Source organism: Motilimonas thetidivivens, assembly GCF_046452435.1.
Classification (GTDB): domain Bacteria; phylum Pseudomonadota; class Gammaproteobacteria; order Enterobacterales; family CBDFNC01; genus Motilimonas.
Window position 1 is genome coordinate 25,372 of record NZ_JBKFDK010000014.1, and the last position, 21,524, is coordinate 46,895.

The 21,524-nt window shown below is 45.6% G+C and carries 22 protein-coding genes and 1 pseudogene; 9 read left to right on the top strand and 14 right to left on the bottom strand.

Translation table 11 applies throughout. The features are described 5' to 3' along the window. Positions 1–24: 24 nt before the first annotated feature. The gene (locus ACK8OT_RS11740) at positions 25–234 is read right to left on the bottom strand and encodes a DUF1127 domain-containing protein (protein ID WP_410196708.1); all 210 of its coding nucleotides are present in this window, start codon (positions 232–234) and stop codon (positions 25–27) included. A gap of 115 nt (positions 235–349) precedes the next feature. On the opposite strand from ACK8OT_RS11740, the gene gcvA reads away from it, so the two are divergent. Continuing rightward, positions 350–1,300, top strand: a complete 951-nt coding sequence (gene gcvA, locus ACK8OT_RS11745; RefSeq protein WP_410196709.1) for a transcriptional regulator GcvA — start codon at positions 350–352, stop codon at positions 1,298–1,300. 69 nt (positions 1,301–1,369) lie between these two features. Here the strand turns inward: gcvA and ACK8OT_RS11750 are convergent, their stop codons facing one another. The 9 genes from ACK8OT_RS11750 to ACK8OT_RS11790 all read right to left on the bottom strand — a co-directional run bounded on the left by ACK8OT_RS11750 (position 1,370) and on the right by ACK8OT_RS11790 (position 11,141). Then, positions 1,370–4,462 (bottom strand): multidrug efflux RND transporter permease subunit, encoded by a 3,093-nt coding sequence (locus ACK8OT_RS11750; protein WP_410196710.1) that lies wholly within the window; start codon positions 4,460–4,462, stop codon positions 1,370–1,372. A 19-nt stretch (positions 4,463–4,481) separates the two neighbouring features. After that, complete coding sequence (locus ACK8OT_RS11755) at positions 4,482–5,573, bottom strand: efflux RND transporter periplasmic adaptor subunit (protein ID WP_410196711.1); 1,092 nt, start codon at positions 5,571–5,573, stop codon at positions 4,482–4,484. A 226-nt stretch (positions 5,574–5,799) separates the two neighbouring features. Further along, entirely contained in the window at positions 5,800–6,828 is a 1,029-nt protein-coding gene (locus ACK8OT_RS11760; protein WP_410196712.1) for an acyltransferase, read from the bottom strand. Between the two features lie 172 nt (positions 6,829–7,000). After that, positions 7,001–7,168, bottom strand: a complete 168-nt coding sequence (locus tag ACK8OT_RS11765; RefSeq protein ID WP_410196713.1) for a type 2 periplasmic-binding domain-containing protein — start codon at positions 7,166–7,168, stop codon at positions 7,001–7,003. A gap of 284 nt (positions 7,169–7,452) precedes the next feature. After that, on the bottom strand, positions 7,453–7,908 hold the full coding sequence (locus ACK8OT_RS11770) for a LysR substrate-binding domain-containing protein (RefSeq protein WP_410196714.1): 456 nt from the start codon (positions 7,906–7,908) through the stop codon (positions 7,453–7,455). Positions 7,909–7,955: 47 nt separating this feature from the next. Beyond that, positions 7,956–8,450, bottom strand: coding sequence for a bifunctional 3-hydroxydecanoyl-ACP dehydratase/trans-2-decenoyl-ACP isomerase (gene fabA / locus ACK8OT_RS11775; RefSeq protein WP_410196715.1), 495 nt, complete (start codon positions 8,448–8,450; stop codon positions 7,956–7,958). Between the two features lie 46 nt (positions 8,451–8,496). Beyond that, positions 8,497–9,297, bottom strand: coding sequence for a DUF6597 domain-containing transcriptional factor (locus ACK8OT_RS11780; RefSeq protein ID WP_410196716.1), 801 nt, complete (start codon positions 9,295–9,297; stop codon positions 8,497–8,499). A 22-nt stretch (positions 9,298–9,319) separates the two neighbouring features. Further along, positions 9,320–9,697 (bottom strand): hypothetical protein, encoded by a 378-nt coding sequence (locus ACK8OT_RS11785; protein WP_410196717.1) that lies wholly within the window; start codon positions 9,695–9,697, stop codon positions 9,320–9,322. Positions 9,698–9,974: 277 nt separating this feature from the next. Further along, positions 9,975–11,141 carry a leucine-rich repeat domain-containing protein gene (locus tag ACK8OT_RS11790; RefSeq protein WP_410196718.1) on the bottom strand — a complete coding sequence of 389 codons (1,167 nt, stop codon included), beginning with the start codon at positions 11,139–11,141 and terminating at the stop codon, positions 9,975–9,977. Between the two features lie 281 nt (positions 11,142–11,422). On the opposite strand from ACK8OT_RS11790, the gene ACK8OT_RS11795 reads away from it, so the two are divergent. From ACK8OT_RS11795 to ACK8OT_RS11825, 7 genes are all read left to right on the top strand, one after another. Continuing rightward, positions 11,423–11,773 carry a gamma-glutamylcyclotransferase family protein gene (locus tag ACK8OT_RS11795; RefSeq protein ID WP_410196719.1) on the top strand — a complete coding sequence of 117 codons (351 nt, stop codon included), beginning with the start codon at positions 11,423–11,425 and terminating at the stop codon, positions 11,771–11,773. Positions 11,774–11,823: 50 nt separating this feature from the next. Next, on the top strand, positions 11,824–12,150 hold the full coding sequence (locus ACK8OT_RS11800; protein WP_410196720.1) for a DUF2834 domain-containing protein: 327 nt from the start codon (positions 11,824–11,826) through the stop codon (positions 12,148–12,150). Between the two features lie 208 nt (positions 12,151–12,358). After that, on the top strand, positions 12,359–13,981 hold the full coding sequence (locus tag ACK8OT_RS11805) for an OmpA family protein (protein WP_410196721.1): 1,623 nt from the start codon (positions 12,359–12,361) through the stop codon (positions 13,979–13,981). A gap of 5 nt (positions 13,982–13,986) precedes the next feature. After that, positions 13,987–15,528 (top strand): hypothetical protein, encoded by a 1,542-nt coding sequence (locus ACK8OT_RS11810; RefSeq protein WP_410196722.1) that lies wholly within the window; start codon positions 13,987–13,989, stop codon positions 15,526–15,528. Continuing rightward, complete coding sequence (locus ACK8OT_RS11815; RefSeq protein WP_410196723.1) at positions 15,525–16,352, top strand: hypothetical protein; 828 nt, start codon at positions 15,525–15,527, stop codon at positions 16,350–16,352. Before ACK8OT_RS11810 ends, ACK8OT_RS11815 begins: the two co-directional genes overlap by 4 nt. A gap of 165 nt (positions 16,353–16,517) precedes the next feature. Next, complete coding sequence (locus tag ACK8OT_RS11820; protein ID WP_410196724.1) at positions 16,518–17,381, top strand: hypothetical protein; 864 nt, start codon at positions 16,518–16,520, stop codon at positions 17,379–17,381. 129 nt (positions 17,382–17,510) lie between these two features. Then, on the top strand, positions 17,511–17,831 hold the full coding sequence (locus tag ACK8OT_RS11825; protein ID WP_410196725.1) for a hypothetical protein: 321 nt from the start codon (positions 17,511–17,513) through the stop codon (positions 17,829–17,831). Between the two features lie 25 nt (positions 17,832–17,856). Here the strand turns inward: ACK8OT_RS11825 and ACK8OT_RS11830 are convergent, their stop codons facing one another. After that, complete coding sequence (locus ACK8OT_RS11830) at positions 17,857–18,630, bottom strand: SDR family NAD(P)-dependent oxidoreductase (RefSeq protein ID WP_410196726.1); 774 nt, start codon at positions 18,628–18,630, stop codon at positions 17,857–17,859. 103 nt (positions 18,631–18,733) lie between these two features. Between ACK8OT_RS11830 and ACK8OT_RS11835 the strand changes: the two genes are divergently transcribed. Beyond that, positions 18,734–19,684 (top strand): LysR family transcriptional regulator, encoded by a 951-nt coding sequence (locus tag ACK8OT_RS11835; RefSeq protein ID WP_410196727.1) that lies wholly within the window; start codon positions 18,734–18,736, stop codon positions 19,682–19,684. Between the two features lie 242 nt (positions 19,685–19,926). On the opposite strand, the gene ACK8OT_RS11840 is transcribed toward ACK8OT_RS11835, so the two are convergent. From ACK8OT_RS11840 to ACK8OT_RS11850, 3 genes and pseudogenes are all read right to left on the bottom strand, one after another. Then, complete coding sequence (locus tag ACK8OT_RS11840) at positions 19,927–20,280, bottom strand: hypothetical protein (protein ID WP_410196728.1); 354 nt, start codon at positions 20,278–20,280, stop codon at positions 19,927–19,929. Positions 20,281–20,371: 91 nt separating this feature from the next. Further along, positions 20,372–21,169: pseudogene (locus tag ACK8OT_RS11845) on the bottom strand (suppressor of fused domain protein); the annotation flags it as partial. A gap of 12 nt (positions 21,170–21,181) precedes the next feature. Beyond that, positions 21,182–21,358, bottom strand: coding sequence for a hypothetical protein (locus tag ACK8OT_RS11850; RefSeq protein WP_410196729.1), 177 nt, complete (start codon positions 21,356–21,358; stop codon positions 21,182–21,184). Positions 21,359–21,524: the final 166 nt, after the last annotated feature.

Here is a 21,524-nt window from a genome sequence, read left to right on the forward strand (position 1 = left end):
TCAAATACATTGGAGTGTACTCAACTACTGCCAAAAATACTTACGGATCTCTTCTTCTCGCTGCGCGGGATCAACCCCTATATCTTTGAGCTGATGTGCTGATAGTTGTGCCAATTGCTGCCTTGTGGTGCGTCGCCTCTGCCACAAGACATAAGTTTCACTTATCTTGCTTGCCAGCTTGACGCCTCGCTGCCAAAAACCCACTCTTGATACGACCACTAATCTATCTTCCATAAATAAATCCACCAAGCTGTTACCAAGCTATTACCTTGATAATTAATTTAGACTTGACCCGTACCATAAACAAACGATATATTCTTAACCAAACATAAGTAAAACTTATAGAAAAATGCATCTACCACCGATTATGTCACTACGCTGTTTTGAAAGTGCGGCCAAACATCTTAGCTTTACTCAAGCCGCACAAGAGCTGTTTATTACCCAAGCAGCGGTTAGTCAGCATATTCGCAAGCTCGAAGACCAACTGGGTGTGTCGCTATTTATTCGCCACAATCGGCGCTTAACCCTCAGCGAACAAGGCCATACTTTGCTGCCTTATGTGAGCCAATCGCTCACCTTACTCAGTGATGGGCTGCAAAAGGCCACCCTAGGTAACACATCAGGGCCTTTGAATATCTCGGCGCTCCCTTCATTTTGTTCACGTTGGTTAGTACCACGGCTTTGGCATTTTTCTCAGCAACATCCAGATATCGAAGTCCGTTTAACACCAGGCTTACAGGTTGTAGATCTACCTCAATCGGATTTTGATCTTGCCATTCGCTTTGGTTTAGGTGTTTACAAGGGGTGTCAAAGTGAAGAGCTAATGCGAGATAGTTTGTTTCCGGTATGTTCGCCTAAGTTATTACAAAACAAAGCCATTACCCAAGTCACCGAGCTGGCTGAGATCCCCATCATTCATGATTTTTTAACCGACACCAACAATTGGCAAGGGTGGCTGGATGCTGCAGGTTACCCCGATCTAAAGATGAGTAATAACTTGCGTATCAGCGATGCCAGCTTGGCCATCACCGCCGCCCTATCCGGCCAAGGAGTCACGTTGGCGCGACAAAGTTTGGTCGGCGAAGAGCTTAGCAACGGTCAGCTGGTGCGCTTATTTGACATTAGTGTCGCCTCAGATTACGGCTATTACCTCGTTACCCCAAACAATCGCCCTCTTAACCAGAAAGGCGAAGTGTTTAGGGCTTGGCTAATTGAACAAATTGCCGCAGACACTCACCTTAGTCCACCTCAACAAAATGAAGTAATGCAACTGCACAAACAAGACGAAGCCAGTAAATAGTCTTAGGTGATCTCAGCCTAAGCCACTCACAGCTGCTTCACAACCCGAAAACGCAACGACGACCACGATTTATTTAGGTTGTTGTAATTGGGCCGCTAATACCTTGGCCACATGCTCAGGTGATTGCGTATGACGCGCCATTAACTGATACATAGCTGGGATCACAAATAACGTCACTAGGCTGGCAAAAGCCATGCCAGCAAAAATGACCGTCCCTACCGCAATACGGCTTTCTGCCCCAGCGCCGGTTGATAAAATCAAAGGAATAGCGCCAACTAAGGTGGTAAAAGCCGTCATCATGATTGGTCTTAAGCGTCTTGATGCCGCTGCCACTACAGCCTGTTCAAACGCCATGCCGCGATCCCTAAGCTGGTTGGCAAATTCAACGATAAGAATGCCGTTTTTAGTTACCATACCAATTAGCATGATCATGCCAATTTGACTATAAATATTAAGACTGCCCTGGCTCAGCCATAATCCCATTAAGCCGCCAAAAATACCCATAGGAACGGTAAACATCACCACCAGTGGATTAATAAAACTTTCAAATTGCGCCGCGAGAACCAAGTAAGCTACCAATAAGGCAAGGGCAAATACCAGCAAGATATCACTTTGATTTTCTTTAAAGTCCTTTGATTCGCCACTGTAATCTATGCTGATATCTGGCGGTAGCAAGGTGCGCGCTGTTTGCTCAAGATAAGTTAACGCTTCACCTAAGGTCACATCTGCTGCAAGGCTGCCACTAAGCGTAATCGATTTCTGCTTTTGTAAATGACTTAAGCGGCGTGCTGACGCCACCTCTTCAATTTCAGTGACGGCATCAAGTGTGACCAACTCACCGCTTTGGCTGCGTAGGTAAATCTGATTTAAATCACTGGCATTGTTAAACCGATTTTCATCCCCGCGGAGATAAACATCGTATTCTTCGCCGCGCTCAATAAAGGTGGTTTCGGTTTGTCCGCCTAACATCACCTCTAGGGTGTCGGCGATTTCTTGTACACTAATGCCAAGCTGCGCCGCGCGAGGACGGTCTATATGCACCACCAACTCAGGCGTGGTCTCAGCGTAATCTAAGTCTAAACCGGTTAATAAGCCACTTTGCTGCGCTAGTTGTTGCAGCTCGTTGGCGTATGCAAACAGTTCGTCGTAGTCACTGCCGCGTAACACAAACTGCACCGGATCATTAGAGCCGCCACGAAAGCCCGGCAGCATTGGCATAATGCGTACATCGGGAATGCCAACTAAGGTTTGTTGCACCAACTTAAGCGCCTCTGTTGCACTGGTATTTCGCTGCTGCCAATCTTCTAGCTGCATAATAAAAAATGCCGTGTTATCTCCGGCACGGCCACCAAACGCAGGTGCTTGCACACTAATCGAGCGGATCACGCCTTGTCCGACTAAAGGTAAAAGTTTGGCTTCGGCCAGCTCAACATTTGCGACCATTCGATTGTAACTCGTGCCTTCTGCCCCTTTAACAAAAGCAAAAATTACCCCACGGTCTTCTTGCGGTGCCAGCTGGGTTGGCACTATTTGCATTAGCGCATACCCCCCCGCTACACAGGCTAAGATAACCAAGGGTGAAGCCCAAGCATGTTTAACCACGCGTTTTAATAGGGTTTGATAGCCTTGCTCTAATCGAGCAAATGCTGCGTCCATTTTTAGTGCGATCGGTCCTTTTTTTGCTTCAGTCTTGAACAACTTAGTTGCTAACACCGGCGATAAGGTTAACGCCACCAGCGACGAGAAGCTGACCGCGATAGCCAACAACACCGCAAACTCAGTAAATAAGCGCCCGACCATTCCTTCCATAAAAGCGATGGGGACAAACACCATGACCAGCACTAAGGTGGTCGCAATAACGGCAAAGCCCACTTCACGACAGCCTTTGTATGCGGCCACTAAAGGTGTTTCACCTTGTTCTAAGTGATGAAAAATATTTTCTATTACCACTATGGTGTCATCGACAACTAAGCCGATAGCAAGGATCAATGCCATTAAAGTCAATAAGTTAATGGAAAAGCCAAAGTAGTAAGCAGCAATAAACGCTGAAATTAGCGACACAGGTACGGTTATAGCGGGAATTAAAGTGGCCCTAGCCTGTCCAATAAACAGGTATAACACCAAGATCACTAAGCCCCCCGTGATCAACAAGGTGGAATAAACTTCCTTGATCGAGCGCTCGATAAATAAGGTCGCATCATAGTCTACGGTTAGCTCAGTGCCTGCAGGCAAGATGGTTTGTAATTGATCCACTTGTTCACGTACGGTTTGCGCCACGGTTAATGGATTAGCATCCGATTGCACTATGATGCCCAAACTGAGATTTTGCACCCCATTGCTCTTAAAGGTGGAGTTTTCATTTTGTGCCCCCACCCAAACTTGAGCGACATCTTTTAAATAGGTTGGCGCCGCATTGGGGTTTTGCTTCACCGCCAAGTAGCCAAAATCCTCTGGCGTTGCATAAAGCCGACTGGTACGCACCGCCATGGTAGTGACATCATTGCGCACTTCGCCGCCGGGGGTTTCCATGTTTTCCTTTTTTAGTGCATTGATAATGTCACTGGCGGTCACACCTCGCCCAGCCATTAGCTCGGGGTCGAGCTGCACATACATCACCTTATACAAAGCGCCGGTGATGCCAATATCACTGACCCCCGAGATAAAGCCAAAGCGATCGGTCAGCACCCGCTCGGCATAGTCGGTAAGTTGAGTGCGATCCATTTCTGACGAAGATAAGTTGATATACACCGCTGGCTCGCCCGAGCCATTGTCCTTTGACACCACAGGATCATCGGCTTCATCGGGTAACCGCCGCTGGGCTCTGGCCACGGCATCGCGCACGTCGCTCACCCCTTCGGTGATATCCCAATCTAATAAAAAGTTCACCGTGATCCGCGACATGCCATTACGGCTAACCGAGGTGATGTAGTCGATACCGCTGATGCCGCTGAGCTGATCTTCTAATGTTTTAGTAATTTGGCTTTCCATTATCGATGCAGAGGCACCGGTATAACTAGTGCTGATCGTCACCACAGGGTTTTCCACCTCAGGCATTTCTCGCACCGACATTTTGCTAAATGACACCAAGCCAAAAATCACCAACAAGAGGCTTAGCACGATACCAAACACCGGACGTTTGATCGCTACATCAGAAAGTAACATTGAGTTTTATTCCTTCACATCAGCCAATATCATGGCGACTTACTGAGGCCTGCGTCTGTTGCGGACTCAGATCCTGAATGGCGATACCATCGCGCATGTTAACCAGCCCTTGCACCACAATTCGCTCCCCCACGGCAAGGCCAGATTGAACTAGCACTTGGTTGTCCACTCGGGCTCCTAGGATTACTTCGCTGCGCGCTACCGTGCCATCTTGCTGAACAATGTAAACAAAGCGCTTAGTCCCTGAATATTCAAGGGCTTGAACCGGGATAATAGGGGCTGTTTGCTCAGGAAAGACTAAGTCGGCCGACATCAACATCCCCGGTTTTAATAGCTGCTGCGGATTATCAAAGTTAACCCGCACCCGTACATTGAGGGTATTTTCGTTAACGCGTGAATCAATGGCCGCGATCTGCCCCATAAATGAGCGTTCAGGCCAAGCTCGAGCATGAGCGGCCACCTTCATGCCAGTGGATAATTGGCTCAGGTAGCGCTCAGGCACCAACAAATCAAGCTGCATGGTAGCGACATTATCTAAACTCAATACCGGCTCACCGACGGCCTTCATGTCACCTAAATTAACATCTATCAAACCCAGCTGGCCTGCAAAGGGGGCGCGTAATTGGTATTCATCTAAGGCGGCTTGCGCTGCTGTAAGTCGCGCCTGAGCCACCGCAACACTAGCACGCTGCGCATCCAGCTCGGTTTGTGTGCCTGCACCACGACTAACAATACGGACAAACTCCGTCAGTTTGCGTTGCTCTTCCTCAAGCACAGATTTAGCTTCGGCAACCGCAGCTCGCGCCTTGCTATCGTCAAGTTGCACTAACACTTGATTTGGCTGCACAACCTGATTAGCCGCAACCAAAATGTCGGCGACGGGCGCAAAAATTTGAAAGCCAAGATCAACCGATTGCTGCGCTTTAAGATTACCAACTAAGGTGATCTCTTGGGCTACACCTTGCTCAGCAACAACAGCAGTGACGACTTCAACTTGGCGGCTAGCCGATGCCGTGGGTTTGGCCGTTGCAGAGGCGGTCAGACTAGCATAATAAAATACCGCGCCGATGAGCCCCATTATGAGTACCAATGACCACTTTGTTTTTGTCATTTACCTTCCACCATTCTCATTTGCGCATTGACAGCCACAGTGCTTTGTCATGTCGTAGACAAAATATGTAATCGGTTAATTATACCGAGCCAAACCTAAGTCACGGTCAGTTAGTGTAAAGAAGGGTAAACAGATGGCGACAATGACGCAATTGGGGCTTATACATAGGCATCGCAAGCCAAGGCTTTACCTTGGCTGCAAAATAATCCGCTTAGCACTCGTTAAATTAACGCAACAACCAGCGCCGCAGCGGGGATTTATCAACCAACAAAACAAACGCCAACGAGCCGAAATAAGTGCCAAATAACAACACGCCATCACGCGTCAATCCCTCAAGCGACCAAACTCGCACCAAATTAAATAACACAATGGCGATGGATAAATGGCACACATAAATAGCCAAGGTATAACGACTTAGCCAATGCACCCATGGATAATCCCCATAACTAGGGTGTGCCAACAGCCACATAAATAGGCCTACACCCCAAAGCACGGTAAAAAACAAAAAGTCATGGCCAGCAAAAGGCACACCATGGCCATACAAATAAAAGGCTTCAGCAAAGTGTCCCAGTAACCCAACGAGGCCAAGCAGCAAAGCATGAGTAGCCGATAACGACCACGATCTGCGACGAATTTCAAACCCCAGCGCCACCATTAGTAAGCTGAAAAAAGGGCCGTTGCGAGTAAATATCGGGGCGGATAATTGTGAAAGCTCGCTATAACTTCCCGCCAACACGCCATAAACATATAGCACCAAAGCCAGTGGCAACAGCCAATGCTGACGCTGGGAATGCAGCAACACCGCCAAGATGGCCACCGCAATCATCAAACTGGGTAAAAACCACAGGTGCACTAAGCCACCTTCAAACAAGGTATTAAGGGGGGTCTGCCATAAAAATTGCCAATACCCCATGCGCTCGGCCAAATACCCTTGCTCGGCCAGCACATCAAAACGACTCGGTAACAACAAACAAATCACCGACCACACCAGCCATAACCGCAACAAAGGACGATTATATTGTCGCATGACTCGGTAGGGGTCGGCAGTCAACTTGGGCTGGATTAAATAACCAGAAGTGAGAAAGAAAAATGGCACGGCAAAGCGAGCTAACTGATTAGCGATATCTGCCAACCAAGGCTCTCCTGCGATAGCAGGTAAGTCGATAAATAACCGCACATGAATCACTATCACCGCAATCATGGCGATGACCCGCATTAGCTCTAAACTCGCAATTTTTTGCTTTGGTTGTGACATGGGAACCTTATATTAATTGCTTAAATGACGATTAAAATCATTCCTTTGAAGCGATATAGCTCAGCATAATATTTATAGCAGTCGCAATGCCAGCACCAACGCATTTGACATGGTTAGGTTTGAGAGCCGAAATGACGTAAACAGGTTAGATAAGACCATTGCTGCATATACATCAATGGCCATAAATCGCGTCTATTTTTCCTTGTTCTTTCACTTTCAATAATGCAGCTTCTATCTTAGTAAGCAAAGCTTTATTACCTTTTTTCACCACCATAGATACTGGCGTACCTGCCGGGCTGATACTTAACACTCGAATTGAAACACGATGTTTTTCTGCCAAGTACCCCACCACAAATGACAATTTAGCTAATAGTGTCATAGGGGCGAGAGGGAGTAAACTCGCTTAGGGCTTAGGGCTTAGGGCTTAGGGCTTAGGGCTTAGGGCTCAGGATCACGCCATCAAAAGAGAAAAACAAAACCAGAGGTAAATAACCAGCCGCCCTTAGGTAGAGCCTTGTTACTTAATGAGCCAGATGAGTTCTATCGTCTTGGCTCATGAGGACTTTAACCTTCGTTGATGTCCAGCACACGCACATTCCAATAGCACCGCCATTTCATGGACGGTTAAGCTAAGGCAGAAAGGAGCCGTTGCAAATCATTTCTCGCCCATTGTTTACCTAAGCACGCTTCCAGATGTTGCTCAGCAAAACGTAAATAACCAAGCGCCGCCGGCGACAAATGGCGATCGTTACGAGCGATAAAATACCAATGGCTTTCAATCGGAAAGTCGGCCACATCGAGTGGCACAATAGTTTGGTCTTGGGCGGGTAACACATGACTTGAAAGCACCGCCAGCCCCATCCCCGAGCTGACTCCCACACGAATAGCTTCATTACTCGCCATTTGCACACTACTGGCCAAGTGGGTTTGTAGCCAGCTTTCAAATAACATGCGCGTGGCTGAGCCTTGCTCGCGCAGCAAAAAGCGTTCTTGCATTAGGGCGGCAAAAGGAATTTGTTGCTGCTGCGCCAGCGGGTGCGAGGCAAGCGCAATCAGCGTTAGGGGATTAACTAACCTCACTTCTGGTTAGTGGAGCTAGCCAATTAATATCGCATCCAAAGCTCAGGTTAAGTGGGATTGATTAACCCTACTCGTAAATCCGTTGCTTGATATATCTCTTTACCTTGATGTAACACCACGCCATCAGCAATCGCCATCGCAAAGGGTTTGCTAAAGACGCGCTTGATATCTAACCTATATTGAATTTCACCTGCGTCAGGGTAAATTTGACCGCTAAACTTTACCTTGCCGACACCAATAGCACGCCCCCTGCCCGGCAAGCCCAGCCAGCTGAGATACACCCCCAAAAGTTGCCATAAGGCATCCAAGCCTAAACAACCGGGCATCACAGGATCGCCTTGAAAATGGCAAGCAAAAAACCAATGGTCGGGGCGGATCCGTAAACTGGACTTGACCTCACCTTGTGAATACTTGCCACCTTGGCGCGATATGTGTTGAATTTCATCCAGCATCAGCATGGCATCGTTGGGCAATTGAGCATTGCCTTGACCGAAAAAAGTGCCTGTCGTCATTTGTTGGATCGCGGTTTGTAAATATTGCATTGCCTACTCCTTATTTAAGCTGACAATGCATTGTCGCCAACCAAGATCAGATTGGATTGTAACAATCGGACATAAAACGTTGAAAAAAGGATTGGGGAGGCAGTAACAGGCGTTTTTTGAAATCATGGATCAAATGAGATTGATCGAAATACCCCAGATCACGGCGCGTTTGATCTGCCATATAAAACTGACAACATGCCGCTTGCAAACGAATAATGTCGGAAAAGGCTTTGGGTGCAAGTCCAGTATACTGGCGAAACCAGCGCTGCAATTGCCGGGTCGAGCATTGCCCTTGTTGGGCCAAATCAGCTATCGAATGCCCTCCGCTTGATTGCAGAATTCTCTGCAAGGCTAAGGTGAATGCATCACTAGGGAGTGGCTTATAATGCTTAAGTAGCCAGTTTTGGCAAAGCTGCGCTCGCAGCGTAAATGAGTCAGTTTGATAGATAGCCTCATGCAGCTGCGCCATATCTCGACAAGGGAAAAAGTCTGTTGGCACTTGCTGATCGGTAATCTCAGCCAAATCTAAGGAAAATAAATGCCGTAGAGCCCCAGCATGAAAACGAATACCAAAATACTCCCCAGCAGGTAGCTTCAACTCATGAATTTTCGTTTGCGCCCCGCCAATTAAGATCCCCTTGGCTGAAATGTATAAGACCTGCGAACCGTCTGGAATAACAGGATAACAAGTTGCAACGGCAGCATTAATTTGTAAGTAAGAGTGAACTAAGGCTGCTAAAGGCTGAGCGGGTTTAACCTGTTGCAGTGTTAAACCAAATTTGGCTAACCCTTGCTCCGTGAGTGTGGGCTGAAATGATCTAAAGAGGTCTTGAGACGATTGCACCATTTTCACCCCCATCCAAGCAACATCAAGCTAAACCTGCCTCGCGCTGCACGATGCGCTGTAAGCACCAGCTCCAGAACAACAAAATAGGTAGCCAAAAAATGGATGTTCCCATGTAAAACATCAAGCCATAGGCAATTGCTGGTCCCATACCAGGGTGCATATTGGATAAGGTGATAGCAACCAACAACAGGGAAGGAAATGATAAAGCGACGAGAGACGAAAATAACACGGTTTTGCTATTGAGTTTGAGCAATAAAAGCACCACAGGGTTTGCCCACCATGAAGACGTTAGATAGAGCAATACACCAACAAACAAACTTGGCAAGCCTAAGGTAGCTAAAGCAACTAAAGCGAATCCTATGTTAAAACCAAACAGGCCTTGAGGATCACTACCCGCCATTAACACACCCGCCTGACAAATCATAAAGGGCCACGTTAAACGAAAAAACAGCATAAAAAACGAAAAGTTAGAAAAAAGTGTCAGAGGAGCATAACACAGTTAATCACAAAAACATCAAGCCGAAAAAACTAGGCGCTCACTTATTCATATTTCGCACCCGACGATTAGCCACTCGCAACATCTTATTAAATTTGGGGCATTAAAAATGGCTGCGCGATGCGGTGATCGCCAGCCATTGATGAGGTTACAAAATAGCTCTTAACTAAGGTTAGTTAGGCTAGTAAGTCAGCTTGCTATATTCGAGTTGCAGCTGTGCAGCATTTGCTTTCGCTGAGTCGGATAAGGGATTTTGCGTTAAATTAATCTCTGCGGTTTTATCGCTAATATTAGCCAAGCCTGTCGGCAGCTGAGTTAGCTGGTTTTTAGATAAGTTAAGGGTCTTGAGGCCAGTATTATTGGTCAGGTCGATGTCGGCCAACTGAGTATTTGCTAGCAGTAGCGACGTTAGTGCATTGCTATTACTTAGGTCCAGGTAATCAATCTTAGTATTACTCGCCACTAGCACCTCTAATGCAGCTAACTGGCTCACATCCAATGCCGTAATCTGCGTGTTGGCAAGGTTTAACATAGTCAGCTTAGGATTATTGCTAACATCTATTTGCATCAAGGGGTTATTAAATAAGATGAGTTTTTCTAGGTGTTTATTCGTACTGACATCGATTTGCTCTAACTGATCTCGAACAAGCCAAAGCTCGGTTAGGCTAGGGTTATGAGTGACATCAAGCTCAGAAAGCCCAGTGGAAAGTAATTTAAGTACGCTTAAGTGGGTCAACTCACTAAGGTCTAATGACGTAAGTTGGTTATTGTAAATCGTTATATCCTTAAGCGCCCAATTGGCAGACAGGTCTATTTCGCTTAGGCCATTTTGAGTGAAGTTTAAGCTCTCTAAAGCAATAAAATCATTCAATCCCGTAACGCGATCGATAAGATACTGATTACATTTAATCTCTGTGACTTCATGAGCGTAGGTTTGGGTAAGATTAGTTGACAAACACTGTCTTAAGTTTTCGTGAGGTACTTTGGCAATCGCATCGGCGAGAGGAAGTTTAGCCGCACAGTTGACCCGCACCGACGGAAGCAATTTATCCGTTGTGACAGGGCTTAATAGACAAACCTGCTCGCCCTGCTCTACTAACTGTTGGTTAAAAAGGGCGTTATTAGTCTCAACATCTAAATCAAAACTACCGTCAGTATCAAGTGTCACCTGCTGACCAAATACTTCTAAAGTAATGGGCTCCACTAAGCCCTGAATTTGACCTTTGATTCGTTGTTTTTCGGTATCAACAATATCATCTACCAACTTACTTGCAGAGCTTCCTCCACAGCCTACGAGCGTAACCGAAGCACCAAGTAAAACAGCAGAAAATTTTAAAGGAAACCCCATTACCATATGCCTATCTCGTCCATGTATTGATTAGTCACGGCTAATCCTGTCATAACAAAAATAAGTAACTGATTATAAAACCAATAACCCAGTGTGAAAAATAAGTTAACAAAGCATCACTCCGTTAGCAATCATAAATAACAATAATTCTCAATATTAAGGGGCCATAGCATTCAAGCATGGCTAACCTATGGGATTAAAATGTTCGAGTTCTGGTCAAGTCCGGTAGACTTTGCAACAATGTTCGCCCAATTAAAGCTTATTTATTGCGATGGAAATCTATGCTCGCTTTGTTTGTTTACGGCACCTTGCGGCCCAATGAAATCAATCATCACTACCTCCAACCTCTTTCAGGCAAGTGGCTCAACGCCAGCATTCAAGGCACCCTTTATGAACATGGCCTTGGCCCGACGACAGGCTATAAAGTGGTGGATCTCTCTCAGCCTAAGCAAAGTATTAGCGGGATGATTTTGTTCAGTGATGAACTCGCCCAAGCTTGGCCAGAGCTCGATGAGTTTGAGGGAGAGGGTTATGTTAGAGAGCTCACTACCGCCATAGATAACGCAGGAAATGAGCACCAAGTGTTTGTCTATGCGCTTGATAAAAAGTACTTTCACCTAAGACCTCAATAGAAACTTAGATCTTAAACATCAAAACCGTTTTTTAACCGCAAGGAGAAAAAGTGATCAAAGTTTATGCGCTACTCACCTTATTCGGCATCGCGCTCCCCTACGGCGCTTTTATTCCTTGGCTAATTGAGCATGGCGTGGATCTCCCCCGACTGTTTTCTCAAGCCACAGCAAATCCCATCAGTCTGTTTGCTTGGCTGGATGTATTGGTCTCGGCGTTGGTGCTGTTAGTGTTTATTGTGGTCGAAGGCCGAAAACATAACATTCGATATTGGCCTTTAGCTATCTTAGGCACCCTAACCGTTGGGGTTTCATGTGGCTTGCCATTGTTTTTGTTACTGAGAGCAATGTCTGCTAAGAAACAAACTCATCGCGACTAACAGTCGTAAGGGTGTCTGACGTTACTTAAATTAATTCTGCTTAAGTTAAAGCCAAATCTTCTCACTCCTTTCCCTGAATTATATTTCAATAAATCCATACCTTTGCATGAACTAAGTTCGTGTGCCAGTCAACAAAACCATAAAAAATAAATTAAAAGTAAAATAAAAATCAGCATAATAACTCGTGAAATTTTGACGGGATTATCGAATGTTAATGAGATTTAAAAAAGCCCCTATCGCATTGGGGATCTGCCTTTCACTGTCCAGTTGCGCGGTGACCGATCAACTTGCCGCTAACAAAGAAACCCTTATTGGTTGTACTTTAGGCACAGGATTAGGCGCAGTGCTTGGTAAACAACTGGCAGGAGACGAAGGGGCATATATTGGCGCGGCTCTTGGTGCTGCGATTGGATGTAGTATAGGTTACGACTTTCAAAAACGACGTGAACAGTTAGAACAACTGGCAAAAGAAGAACAGCTTGATGTGCAATTTACCGCGATCAGTACCGACAAAAACGATCCATCAAAAATGCTCATTACATCAACCAATCAAGCTTTATCTGAGCAAGAACTAAAACAATATGAGAATTATCAAACCATAGGCTCGGCTGCCACTATTTCTAGTGCGAGTGAACAAATGTTCAAAGTCGGCTCTGCTAAACCGACCCCCGAAGGTGAGCGCCAACTTAAAAAGCTAGCCACTATTTTTAAAGACAGTGACAAAAACATTCTCATTACTGGTCACACAGACGCCAATGGCAGCGAGCAAGCAAACCAGATATTAAGTGAGCAACGAGCTCAATTTGTCGCGCAATTATTTAGCCAACAAGGGATAGCTAAAGATAGGTTATTCTTCCAAGGTGCAGGTGAATCACAGCCCATCGCTAGCAATAGTTCCGTTTCAGGTCAGCAACAGAATCGTCGAGTCGAAGTTGTCGAAGTCGAAGGAACGCCCGATCAACTGCTCAACTATGCTAATAAACAAAATACGAATATCAGTTATCTTTCAAGACGCTCACAAGATACAGTGAGTGAAGTTGCCGATGTAAAACCCACTCAAGCCGACGTAACGACAACCACAAAAACGGCAAATGCCAAGACAACGGTTAGCAAGACAACCGCCCAAGCTAAACCTAAAGCGTCCTCTCAAGCACCAACACAACCTGAAACCATCACAGTTACAGCAGCCGAGCAAGCTAAGATAGTTCCGCAAGCCAAAACCAAAAAAGCCAAAATCGAGTTTGGCGGAAAACCTATGCCAAGCGTCGTCAGTGACTTTGCGCTCACCATAGGTCAAAAACCAGACAGTGGCTTCTCATTGATATCTAAAGCATACGCTGATGAAGTCATCAGCTTAAATTGTGCTTCTGAAGGACCAAGAGTTAGCGGCAATATAAAAAGTTTGAGCACGGGGCAAGAATACCAACGCCAAAATTATGATACGGGTGATTATTTACCAGGCATGTACGGTACAACCTGGCTGCAAAAAGTGAATGGCCACCTAGTTGCAATGACGCCTGTAGCCGTGCTTAGAGACAGTGGTGGTGCCGTTGCCTCTCCCCAGATCATGATTTGGCAAAACTACAAAGGCAAGGCCAATAGCCAACCTGATTACACCTTAGACACTCAAATCGAAACCTACCAGGGTGATAAGGGCCTGTTATATCGCATTTATGCAAAATCACCCACGGCGCCCATGCGCTGCATGGACATTGTGATGCCAGTGGCCAATTCAGCTAAGGCGATTGACGGCAATATATATTACGAAAATAAAAACAAAGTTTACCAAGCTAGCTATACACCTAGCATGCTACGTACCAATAAAGGATAAAAGAAATGGATTCCATATTACCCATATTACATGAATATCGCCTCATCATCGGCCTTGTGTTATCGATCTTAACGACCGCAATACTACTCACTATATGGTGGGATAAAGTCAGTTTTTGGTGGCTTAATGTTTGGTATGGCTTTCCATTGATCGGCAAGGGGGCGCGCTTAGCATCTGATTATGAAAGCAAGACTTTGGTCGACAACGTAGAATGGTTCAATAGTGAACAAGTGCTATGCGACGCCTTTTCAGAGCATTACGATAAAGTAAATAAAGACGTTGAATTGTTTAAGAAAAGTCAAAACTACCTAGGTAAAGTTACCGAAGATGGCCGCAATAATCTTCACGCATTAGGCTGGGTATTAATTGCTAGTTTAGTCTTTGTTGAAGCCATGGGGTTTAGTTATGTGCTTTCAGGCTTCACCATACCCGGAGCCTCTGAATCTTTACAACAACAAGGCGCGTTAGGCATCGCATTTATTATCTCTGTCTTATTAGTGGGGTTAACTCACTTCACTGGCCATGAGTTACACGCAAACTCACTCATCAATAAAGCCCGTATCTGGTGGCATAACGCTCGTATTAAAGATGGTTCAAAGCTAGCGCCACAAACGGGGATCACGATTGAAAATACGTTTGACGACAACGGCCAAGCAAACTATCAAACCTTAGTGAATCGTATTGCAGCGAATGGCCAAGTTAAACCACGCTACGTGATCACCATAATCACCGCTATTGCCATTCTTGTCATAGCCGTACTAGCGACTTATGTACGCGGACAAGTTTTAGAACAAATGCATATAGAAGAGGTTGCCTTAACGCAAACAAGTCAAAGCGCTAGCGATGACCCATACGCTGAGGAATTACCGGAGATTTTGGTTCAACAACAGGAAGCGGCAGTAGACAAAGCGGAAGATGATGCTTGGTCCAGAGAACAAAAAGGGGGTTGGGGAACCTTTATATTTTTAGCCTTTTTATTTGTTTTCTTGCAAATATTCGGCATTTTGATTGGTTTTAAAACGGGCTTTGCCGGCAAGCACTCAAGCGCAGCACGTAAAAATCTAGGTGATTTTAAAACCTCAGATCAATTTGAAAATTACTACCGTCGTGAAAAAAACCAAATCGCACGGGTCGCCCAAAAACGACTAAAAATGCTGCAACAACACATGCTTAAAAAAGCGAATCAAAATTGCCAAGACTCTTCTATCCTAGCCTCATTAGAGCGAAATGGAGCAAGAACCTTCCTCGTTTACATGCAAAAACAAGAAGGTGATGAGATCACCCATGAACAAATTAAGGCTGCTAAGCTAAAACAAGTTGCCCAAACTGCACCTCCTCAACCCATTACACCTGTTGCGACCATTGCCGATGATAAACTCGAAGTTTCGGAAGCAGCTACAGAAGAAACTCAGGCTGAACGTGAAGCACGAATTAGAAAGGACCTACTAGCAGAGCTTCAAGCACAAAAAGCAGCTCAACAAAAACCAGAAACGGAAGAAGAAATGCGGGAACGCATTCGCCGTGAGTTAGAAGCGGAGATGTCATGATTAAGCTCCCCCTCTTATTACTCGGTTTACTAAGCACAGCAGCAATACATGCCAACCAACGTAATGATATTCCCGGTTGTTATGAGTACGCTAAGATTGATCGCCAAACAGAGAGACAGCAGCAATCACGAGAGCTGGTCGTTGCAATCGATGCAACCTTTGCACCCGATGTCCCTCTAAAAAAACAAGTGCACGAAAAGGTGCATCGATTCATTAAACCAGGCGATAGCGTAAACGTGGTTTCTTTTTCTGCTTACGTTGGCAATAACTACACTCAGGTCTTATTTTCTGGCCGCTTAGATAATGATATTGCAGAGCGGGATCAGATTAGTAAAAAGGCATTGAAAAAGTTTGACTCCTGCATGCAAAAGCAACGCGCTTTTGTTAAAAAGTCTCTGGATCAGGCAATCAAATCATCATTTAAACCAGACGGTGTAGAAGTACCTAAAACTGAATTAATCACTAACCTGTCTCAGGTGATTGCACCTATGCTTGCCTCATCGTCGGCCCAATCGAAGCGATTATTACTAGTGTCTGATATGGTCGAAAACTCAACCGCTACGAGCTTTTATAGCAAAAATCAGTTGCGTGTTATTGAGCCGAAACAAGAACTAGCCAAAGTGGAATCCGCTGGCTTAACAGCCAACTTTTCCCAATCTGATATTTACATTATTGGAGCTGGATGGTTACCAACCGAATCAAAGGGCTTTCGAGGGAGTGATGTTATGCTACCTCTCAAAGAGTTTTGGCAACTGTATTTCAATGCATCCCAAGCGCAGCTAAAAGGATTTGGCCAACCCGCACTGATCGAAGACTTAATCTAACCAGCTCAATATCCCGCTGCATTGGTGCAGCGGGATATTTAATGTTTATTCCTCGCTTTACGACAGACATACAGACAAAATTTTCGCCAATGCGCAATTTAGGACACGTTTAAGCCAAACTCCGCTGGCAAGCTGAAACGACAACAAACCAGTGGACACATTAAAATGCTCAGCAAAGCTGCCAGCTTTACCCAACACCACATAAATACATTTAGCCTAGCCTGTCTCTTACTGGCATGGAGTCACTCAAACCAAGCCGCCAGCCAAGCCCCGTTATCGGCCAGCTCAGCACAATGGCACTATCAAATTCTGTTTGATCAAAAAACAGTCGGGGATATGCAAATCAGCTTGCAATATAATAGTGATGGTTACGTCCTTGAAAGCCAATCGCAGCTGAAGATCCCAAGTATCTGGGGCGATACGCAAATCCAAGCTAGTTTGTCGGAACATCATCAGCTTGATGGCACCTTGATCCGCGCCGATAACCTGCTCAATCAAGATGACAACACCCACTGGACCAAAATAGAACAACATAATAATGAATATCTTGCCATGGGCTCTCAGCTGCCCACCCCAGGCCAACAAGAGCTAACCGAACTAGTCGAACTCGTCACCCAGGCCGTGATTCATATGGTTCCCAATGCGGGACATGTGATCACCTTAGGGCAAGTACTCTTAGCTGATGACAACAAGGCCATTAATAACAGTCGTTTATCACAGACTGACTTTGATACCAGCTTTGCCGCCTTAGCACAGTATTGGCAGCAACAAGGCTACACCTTGCCAAAGCAAATCGCTGTTTTTGATACAGAAAACATGGTGTTGTTTCATGCCTCTAGCCAGTTTATTGGGCAAGAAATGCTCACTAACAAAGCCGGTCAGCTTGCTAGCTACCACTATCAGTTAACGTTAGAGGACAAATCCCAGCTTGATTTATGGTTTGCCAAGTTAAGCCCGAACATCAGCTATTTTGCCCAAATCAAGGGGCAAGACAACGGCACCAACTACACAGTGCGCCTAGCGAGGTAAGTCAAATTCCCAGTCTAGCTATTTTGTGATTCTTCCTATGTTGCATTGTCCCCAGTTCAGCTATGCTTGCTGCGTGGATTCGAGATGACCTAAAGTAAATTTGGCCCACCAAGAAGCAAGGAGAAAGTGATGATAGAACAGCAGATTGACGCCCTAGTTGATGAAGAGCTGCAAAGCTTCAGCCATATCGACACTACCGACTTACAGTGTTTTGTTGAGCACCGCATTCAGCCTTGTTTAATCGAGCTCAGCCTCGATACCTCAGGAAAACAGTGGAAGACATGTTATCTGTTAACCGATCATAATGGCGTGAATGACTCCCCCTATCGCGCCGCCTTCGACCCCGAAACCGGTCACTTTGTACGAGAGCTTACCCTAGCCGATGGTACGCCTCACTACCTCAATCGCCATAGCGATCTTGAAGCAATAGTCGAGGCGTTCGCTAGCTAAGGTTGCCGATGGGTTATAATGGCGGTTACAAGCAAAAGCCGCCATCAATATCGATATACGCATTGCGCAGGCCAATACTGGCATCCGTTAATAAGTAATTGATTGCCGGTACTAAATCTTGTGTCTCTAACACTCTACCCACTGGCGTACTGCTTAACGACGCAAAAAAGCCTTCAATGCTCGCATCATCCATGCCTGCTTTAGCTTGGATTTCGGTTGCTGTGACGCCGGGGCGAATGGTATTAATGCGAACGCCTCGCTCTGCTAGCTCAACATTTAACACGCGAGCTAACCCTTCAAACGCCGCCTTACTGGCACTGTAAACCCCTGCGGTTGCAAAGGCTTTTAACACAGCCACGCTAGACACAAATACCACGCTCGCAGGCTTGTTTAAGCAAGGTAGCAAGGCCTGTAAGGTGATAGCTGGGCCGGTGAAATTCACCGCCATGGTAGTGGTGATATTTTCTAAGCTGGTTTGCTCAAATGCCTCAGGGTAAAACACACCTGCGTTTAATAACACACCATCGAGCTTGATTTGATCACGCTGTAATTGCGCGGCCATTTGCTGAATTTGTTCGACATTGGCACTATCACACAAAACCCCAATAACACTTTGCTTATGGGATGATTCAATCAGCGCCTGCAACCGTTGAGTCGCTAGCTGCAAGCGAGCCTGATCCCGCCCTGTAATCACTAGGCTAGCGCCTTGCTGGAATAAAGATTGCGCCGCGGCTAAACCTATCCCTGCGGTTGCGCCGGTGATCAAAATTGTTTTACCTTGAAATTGTGCTGGCATCATTACTCTCCTGTTTGATTAGTTGACGATAGAGAGCATACGCTGGAGAATAAGTGCTTATAAGACACCAATAAAGAAACATATTGTTGCCATAAAGGAACGAAACATGAATTTAGACGCGACCACCTTGCACTTACAATTGCCCAACCTATATTTGTTTCGTCGCGTCACTCAGCTTGGCAGCTTTCAGGCCACCGCCGATGCGCTGCAACTACCACGCTCCTCGGTCAGTAAAAAAATAGCGCAACTTGAACAACATTTAGGCCTGCGTCTGTTACAGCGCAGCACTCGTCAGTTAAATCTGACCGAAGCAGGCCAACAATTACTGACCATTACCGACTCACTCACCGAGATGCTTAACAATACCGCAAAACTCACCGAGCAAGCGCATGCCAAACCCAGCGGTCGAGTGAAAATCAGCAGTTCAACCATCATAGGTCAGCGTTATTTACTGCCACTATTGCCAAAACTGAAACAGCTTTATCCCGACATTGTGATTGAAGTAAACCTAGATGATCGCGTAGTCGACCTGATTGAGTTGGGCATAGACATCGCCCTAAGAGTGGGCCAACTACCTGACTCGTCTTTAGTCGCCCGCCAAATTGGCACTAAGTCGTGGGCCTGTTTCGCCAGTCCTGACTACTTACAAAACGCTCCCAAGCTAGCATGTCCCAGCGATCTTCACGCCCATCAATGCCTTATCTTCCGCCACCAAAAATTAGCTATGGATCATTGGCATTTTCGCGCCCCCAGCGGTGAAGTAGAAAGTTTACATGTCACCCCCACCACGGCCGCCGATGATGGCCGCACCTTAGTTGAATTAGCGTGCATGGGCATGGGAGTAATTCGGGTGGATCCTTTACTGATTAAGCCTGAGCTGAAAGCAGGCTTGTTGGTGCCGGTATTAAACCAATGGCATCACCCCGACGCCTCACCTATCCATTTGGTTTGTTTAGCAAAAGAAGCTCGCAGCAGAGCAGTTAATGAGGTTTGGCAATACTTAAGCCAGCAGCTTAGCCAAGCGTTAAAGCAAGCACAGATAGAGCAAGGCAAATAAATGAGCGAGAGGTGAGATGATTGGCTCGGTCAAAGTAGATCTGCCTTGATTTGACCTGCGCCAACATCCATTTCGGCTTCGGCATCATTTGCCGAAAGGTTTACAGTGGCCGCTTAATATAACGCTTTAATACGGCCGGTAAAGTCTGAGGCTGTACGAAGCATATAGTGCCCTGATTTCACCGTTAAACTGTTATCGGTTAAGGCGAGATCCGTTTTGGTATCGGCAAAGTCAGCCTTTGGCTAGACAACCACAGCGGTTACCTTAGCTATTTCAGCTTGATAGTCGGCGTCATCGCTACAAATAGCGGCCATCGATTCAAGTAACGCACTGATGCGTTCACCTGTATGATTAAGCACCCAAGCATCTTGATATTGTTTCTCGGCTAATTGCGCCTTATTCGCCACTAGCATGCTCTCAAATTCATCCCCGTTAACGGTTACAGTTAACTCAGAATTGCCACACGCTTGCTGTACTTTATTAGCGGCTTGCAAAATAACTTCATCGGCGCCACGTTTAGCTTTTGTTTCGGCTACGCCTGCCCAGCTCGCCACCGACACACAAGTTAGAACACTCGCGATAATTGCCTTTTTCATGATCTATTCCTTATACAAAAAAGGCTGCTGCACTAAAGGCAAACAGCCAAAACACACAAACAACATTTAACTAAAGGTAAGGAGAATTAGCTTAGCGCCACTGTTTTACACCCACAGTGCAATTTTCCATGTCTTTGATGTAGTAATCATTGACCGAAAAAGAGACCTTCTCAAATTCCTCAAAGAAGAAGCGTTTACGCTTTAACTTCAAATTCTCTATCATTTGGTGATACATATTCGGTGTTAAGGTGATTTCAACCCAAGAGTCGCTCACTCCTCGGATCATGCCCTCATCACCAGCCATCAGCTTCAAATTGTGCTCTGAGCTAATCACTTCAATGCTGCGACCATGGGGAATGCGGCCCGGTAAAATAGCTAACAAATATTCTCCAGCTAGGGCATCAATCTCAATATAGGCTGAATTAGCATCGCTGACATTAAACATAATTTTGCCACAAGGTACACATTCCGTGTCGGAACCATCATTCTCAGCACCACAACGTATGACTTGCACTATATTGTCATTTTTCAAAATACTGAAACGACCTAAATCCACTAAACCCGCAGGGGTTTGGTACGCTAATAGCTGCATAAATTTGTTCATGTTCCAGCTGCGCGCCGCCATTGCTTCATCTGCGGTAATCGGCATCACCTGAAGAAACTCGATAACTTCACCATCAATATCTAACGCTTCAATTGCAGGGTCTTCAACAAACAAAATCGTATCTAAGAAACAATCCACAAAACTGACTAAAGGGCGGTTGATCGACAGTATATCGCCAACAATGAAACCCTTGTCACGGTTAAAAGCCAGCTTAGCTAAAGATTTAATGAACTCAACCGCCCAGACGGGAGCCGCTTCTTCATTACTTTTTATACGAAAACTAAGCTCAAAACCGTACTATTTAAATCCAGTTGTTAAAAACAACCAGTGGGCTTCCGGCTCACTCATCTTATAAGCAGAAATCTTATCAAGAGGCTGATCGCCGCCAAGTACAAAGGGTATATCAGGTTTAAATTCGCTTGCTTGTAGTGAGCCAAGTAGTGCGTCAATGCTATTTTTGGTTGCCGTTGTCATCAATTTTCCTTATTGAATATCATTTTTTAAATAATTTAGAGAGTAAAAAGAATCACAACAAATTGATTCCATTGTTAATTATTGAACTAAGCTGCAGCATAAAACTGCCACTAGTAACGCAAGCGATATAAAAAGGGGGTTAACAAATAATAAAAAATGTAATCCA

Excerpts from the sequence above, each read along its gene's own strand:
- ACK8OT_RS11835 (WP_410196727.1), top strand. The coding sequence starts at position 18,734 with ATGAATTTAGACGCGACCACCTTGCACTTACAATTGCCCAACCTATAT.
- ACK8OT_RS11795 (WP_410196719.1), top strand. The coding sequence starts at position 11,423 with ATGCTCGCTTTGTTTGTTTACGGCACCTTGCGGCCCAATGAAATCAAT.
- ACK8OT_RS11805 (WP_410196721.1), top strand. The coding sequence starts at position 12,359 with ATGTTAATGAGATTTAAAAAAGCCCCTATCGCATTGGGGATCTGCCTT.
- ACK8OT_RS11820 (WP_410196724.1), top strand. The coding sequence starts at position 16,518 with ATGCTCAGCAAAGCTGCCAGCTTTACCCAACACCACATAAATACATTT.
- fabA (WP_410196715.1), bottom strand. The coding sequence starts at position 8,450 with ATGCAATATTTACAAACCGCGATCCAACAAATGACGACAGGCACTTTT.
- ACK8OT_RS11755 (WP_410196711.1), bottom strand. The coding sequence starts at position 5,573 with ATGACAAAAACAAAGTGGTCATTGGTACTCATAATGGGGCTCATCGGC.
- gcvA (WP_410196709.1), top strand. The coding sequence starts at position 350 with ATGCATCTACCACCGATTATGTCACTACGCTGTTTTGAAAGTGCGGCC.
- ACK8OT_RS11840 (WP_410196728.1), bottom strand. The coding sequence starts at position 20,280 with ATGAAAAAGGCAATTATCGCGAGTGTTCTAACTTGTGTGTCGGTGGCG.
- ACK8OT_RS11825 (WP_410196725.1), top strand. The coding sequence starts at position 17,511 with ATGATAGAACAGCAGATTGACGCCCTAGTTGATGAAGAGCTGCAAAGC.
- ACK8OT_RS11830 (WP_410196726.1), bottom strand. The coding sequence starts at position 18,630 with ATGATGCCAGCACAATTTCAAGGTAAAACAATTTTGATCACCGGCGCA.
- ACK8OT_RS11740 (WP_410196708.1), bottom strand. The coding sequence starts at position 234 with ATGGAAGATAGATTAGTGGTCGTATCAAGAGTGGGTTTTTGGCAGCGA.
- ACK8OT_RS11780 (WP_410196716.1), bottom strand. The coding sequence starts at position 9,297 with ATGGTGCAATCGTCTCAAGACCTCTTTAGATCATTTCAGCCCACACTC.
- ACK8OT_RS11790 (WP_410196718.1), bottom strand. The coding sequence starts at position 11,141 with ATGGGGTTTCCTTTAAAATTTTCTGCTGTTTTACTTGGTGCTTCGGTT.
- ACK8OT_RS11815 (WP_410196723.1), top strand. The coding sequence starts at position 15,525 with ATGATTAAGCTCCCCCTCTTATTACTCGGTTTACTAAGCACAGCAGCA.
- ACK8OT_RS11810 (WP_410196722.1), top strand. The coding sequence starts at position 13,987 with ATGGATTCCATATTACCCATATTACATGAATATCGCCTCATCATCGGC.
- ACK8OT_RS11760 (WP_410196712.1), bottom strand. The coding sequence starts at position 6,828 with ATGTCACAACCAAAGCAAAAAATTGCGAGTTTAGAGCTAATGCGGGTC.
- ACK8OT_RS11850 (WP_410196729.1), bottom strand. The coding sequence starts at position 21,358 with ATGACAACGGCAACCAAAAATAGCATTGACGCACTACTTGGCTCACTA.
- ACK8OT_RS11750 (WP_410196710.1), bottom strand. The coding sequence starts at position 4,462 with ATGTTACTTTCTGATGTAGCGATCAAACGTCCGGTGTTTGGTATCGTG.
- ACK8OT_RS11785 (WP_410196717.1), bottom strand. The coding sequence starts at position 9,697 with ATGGCGGGTAGTGATCCTCAAGGCCTGTTTGGTTTTAACATAGGATTC.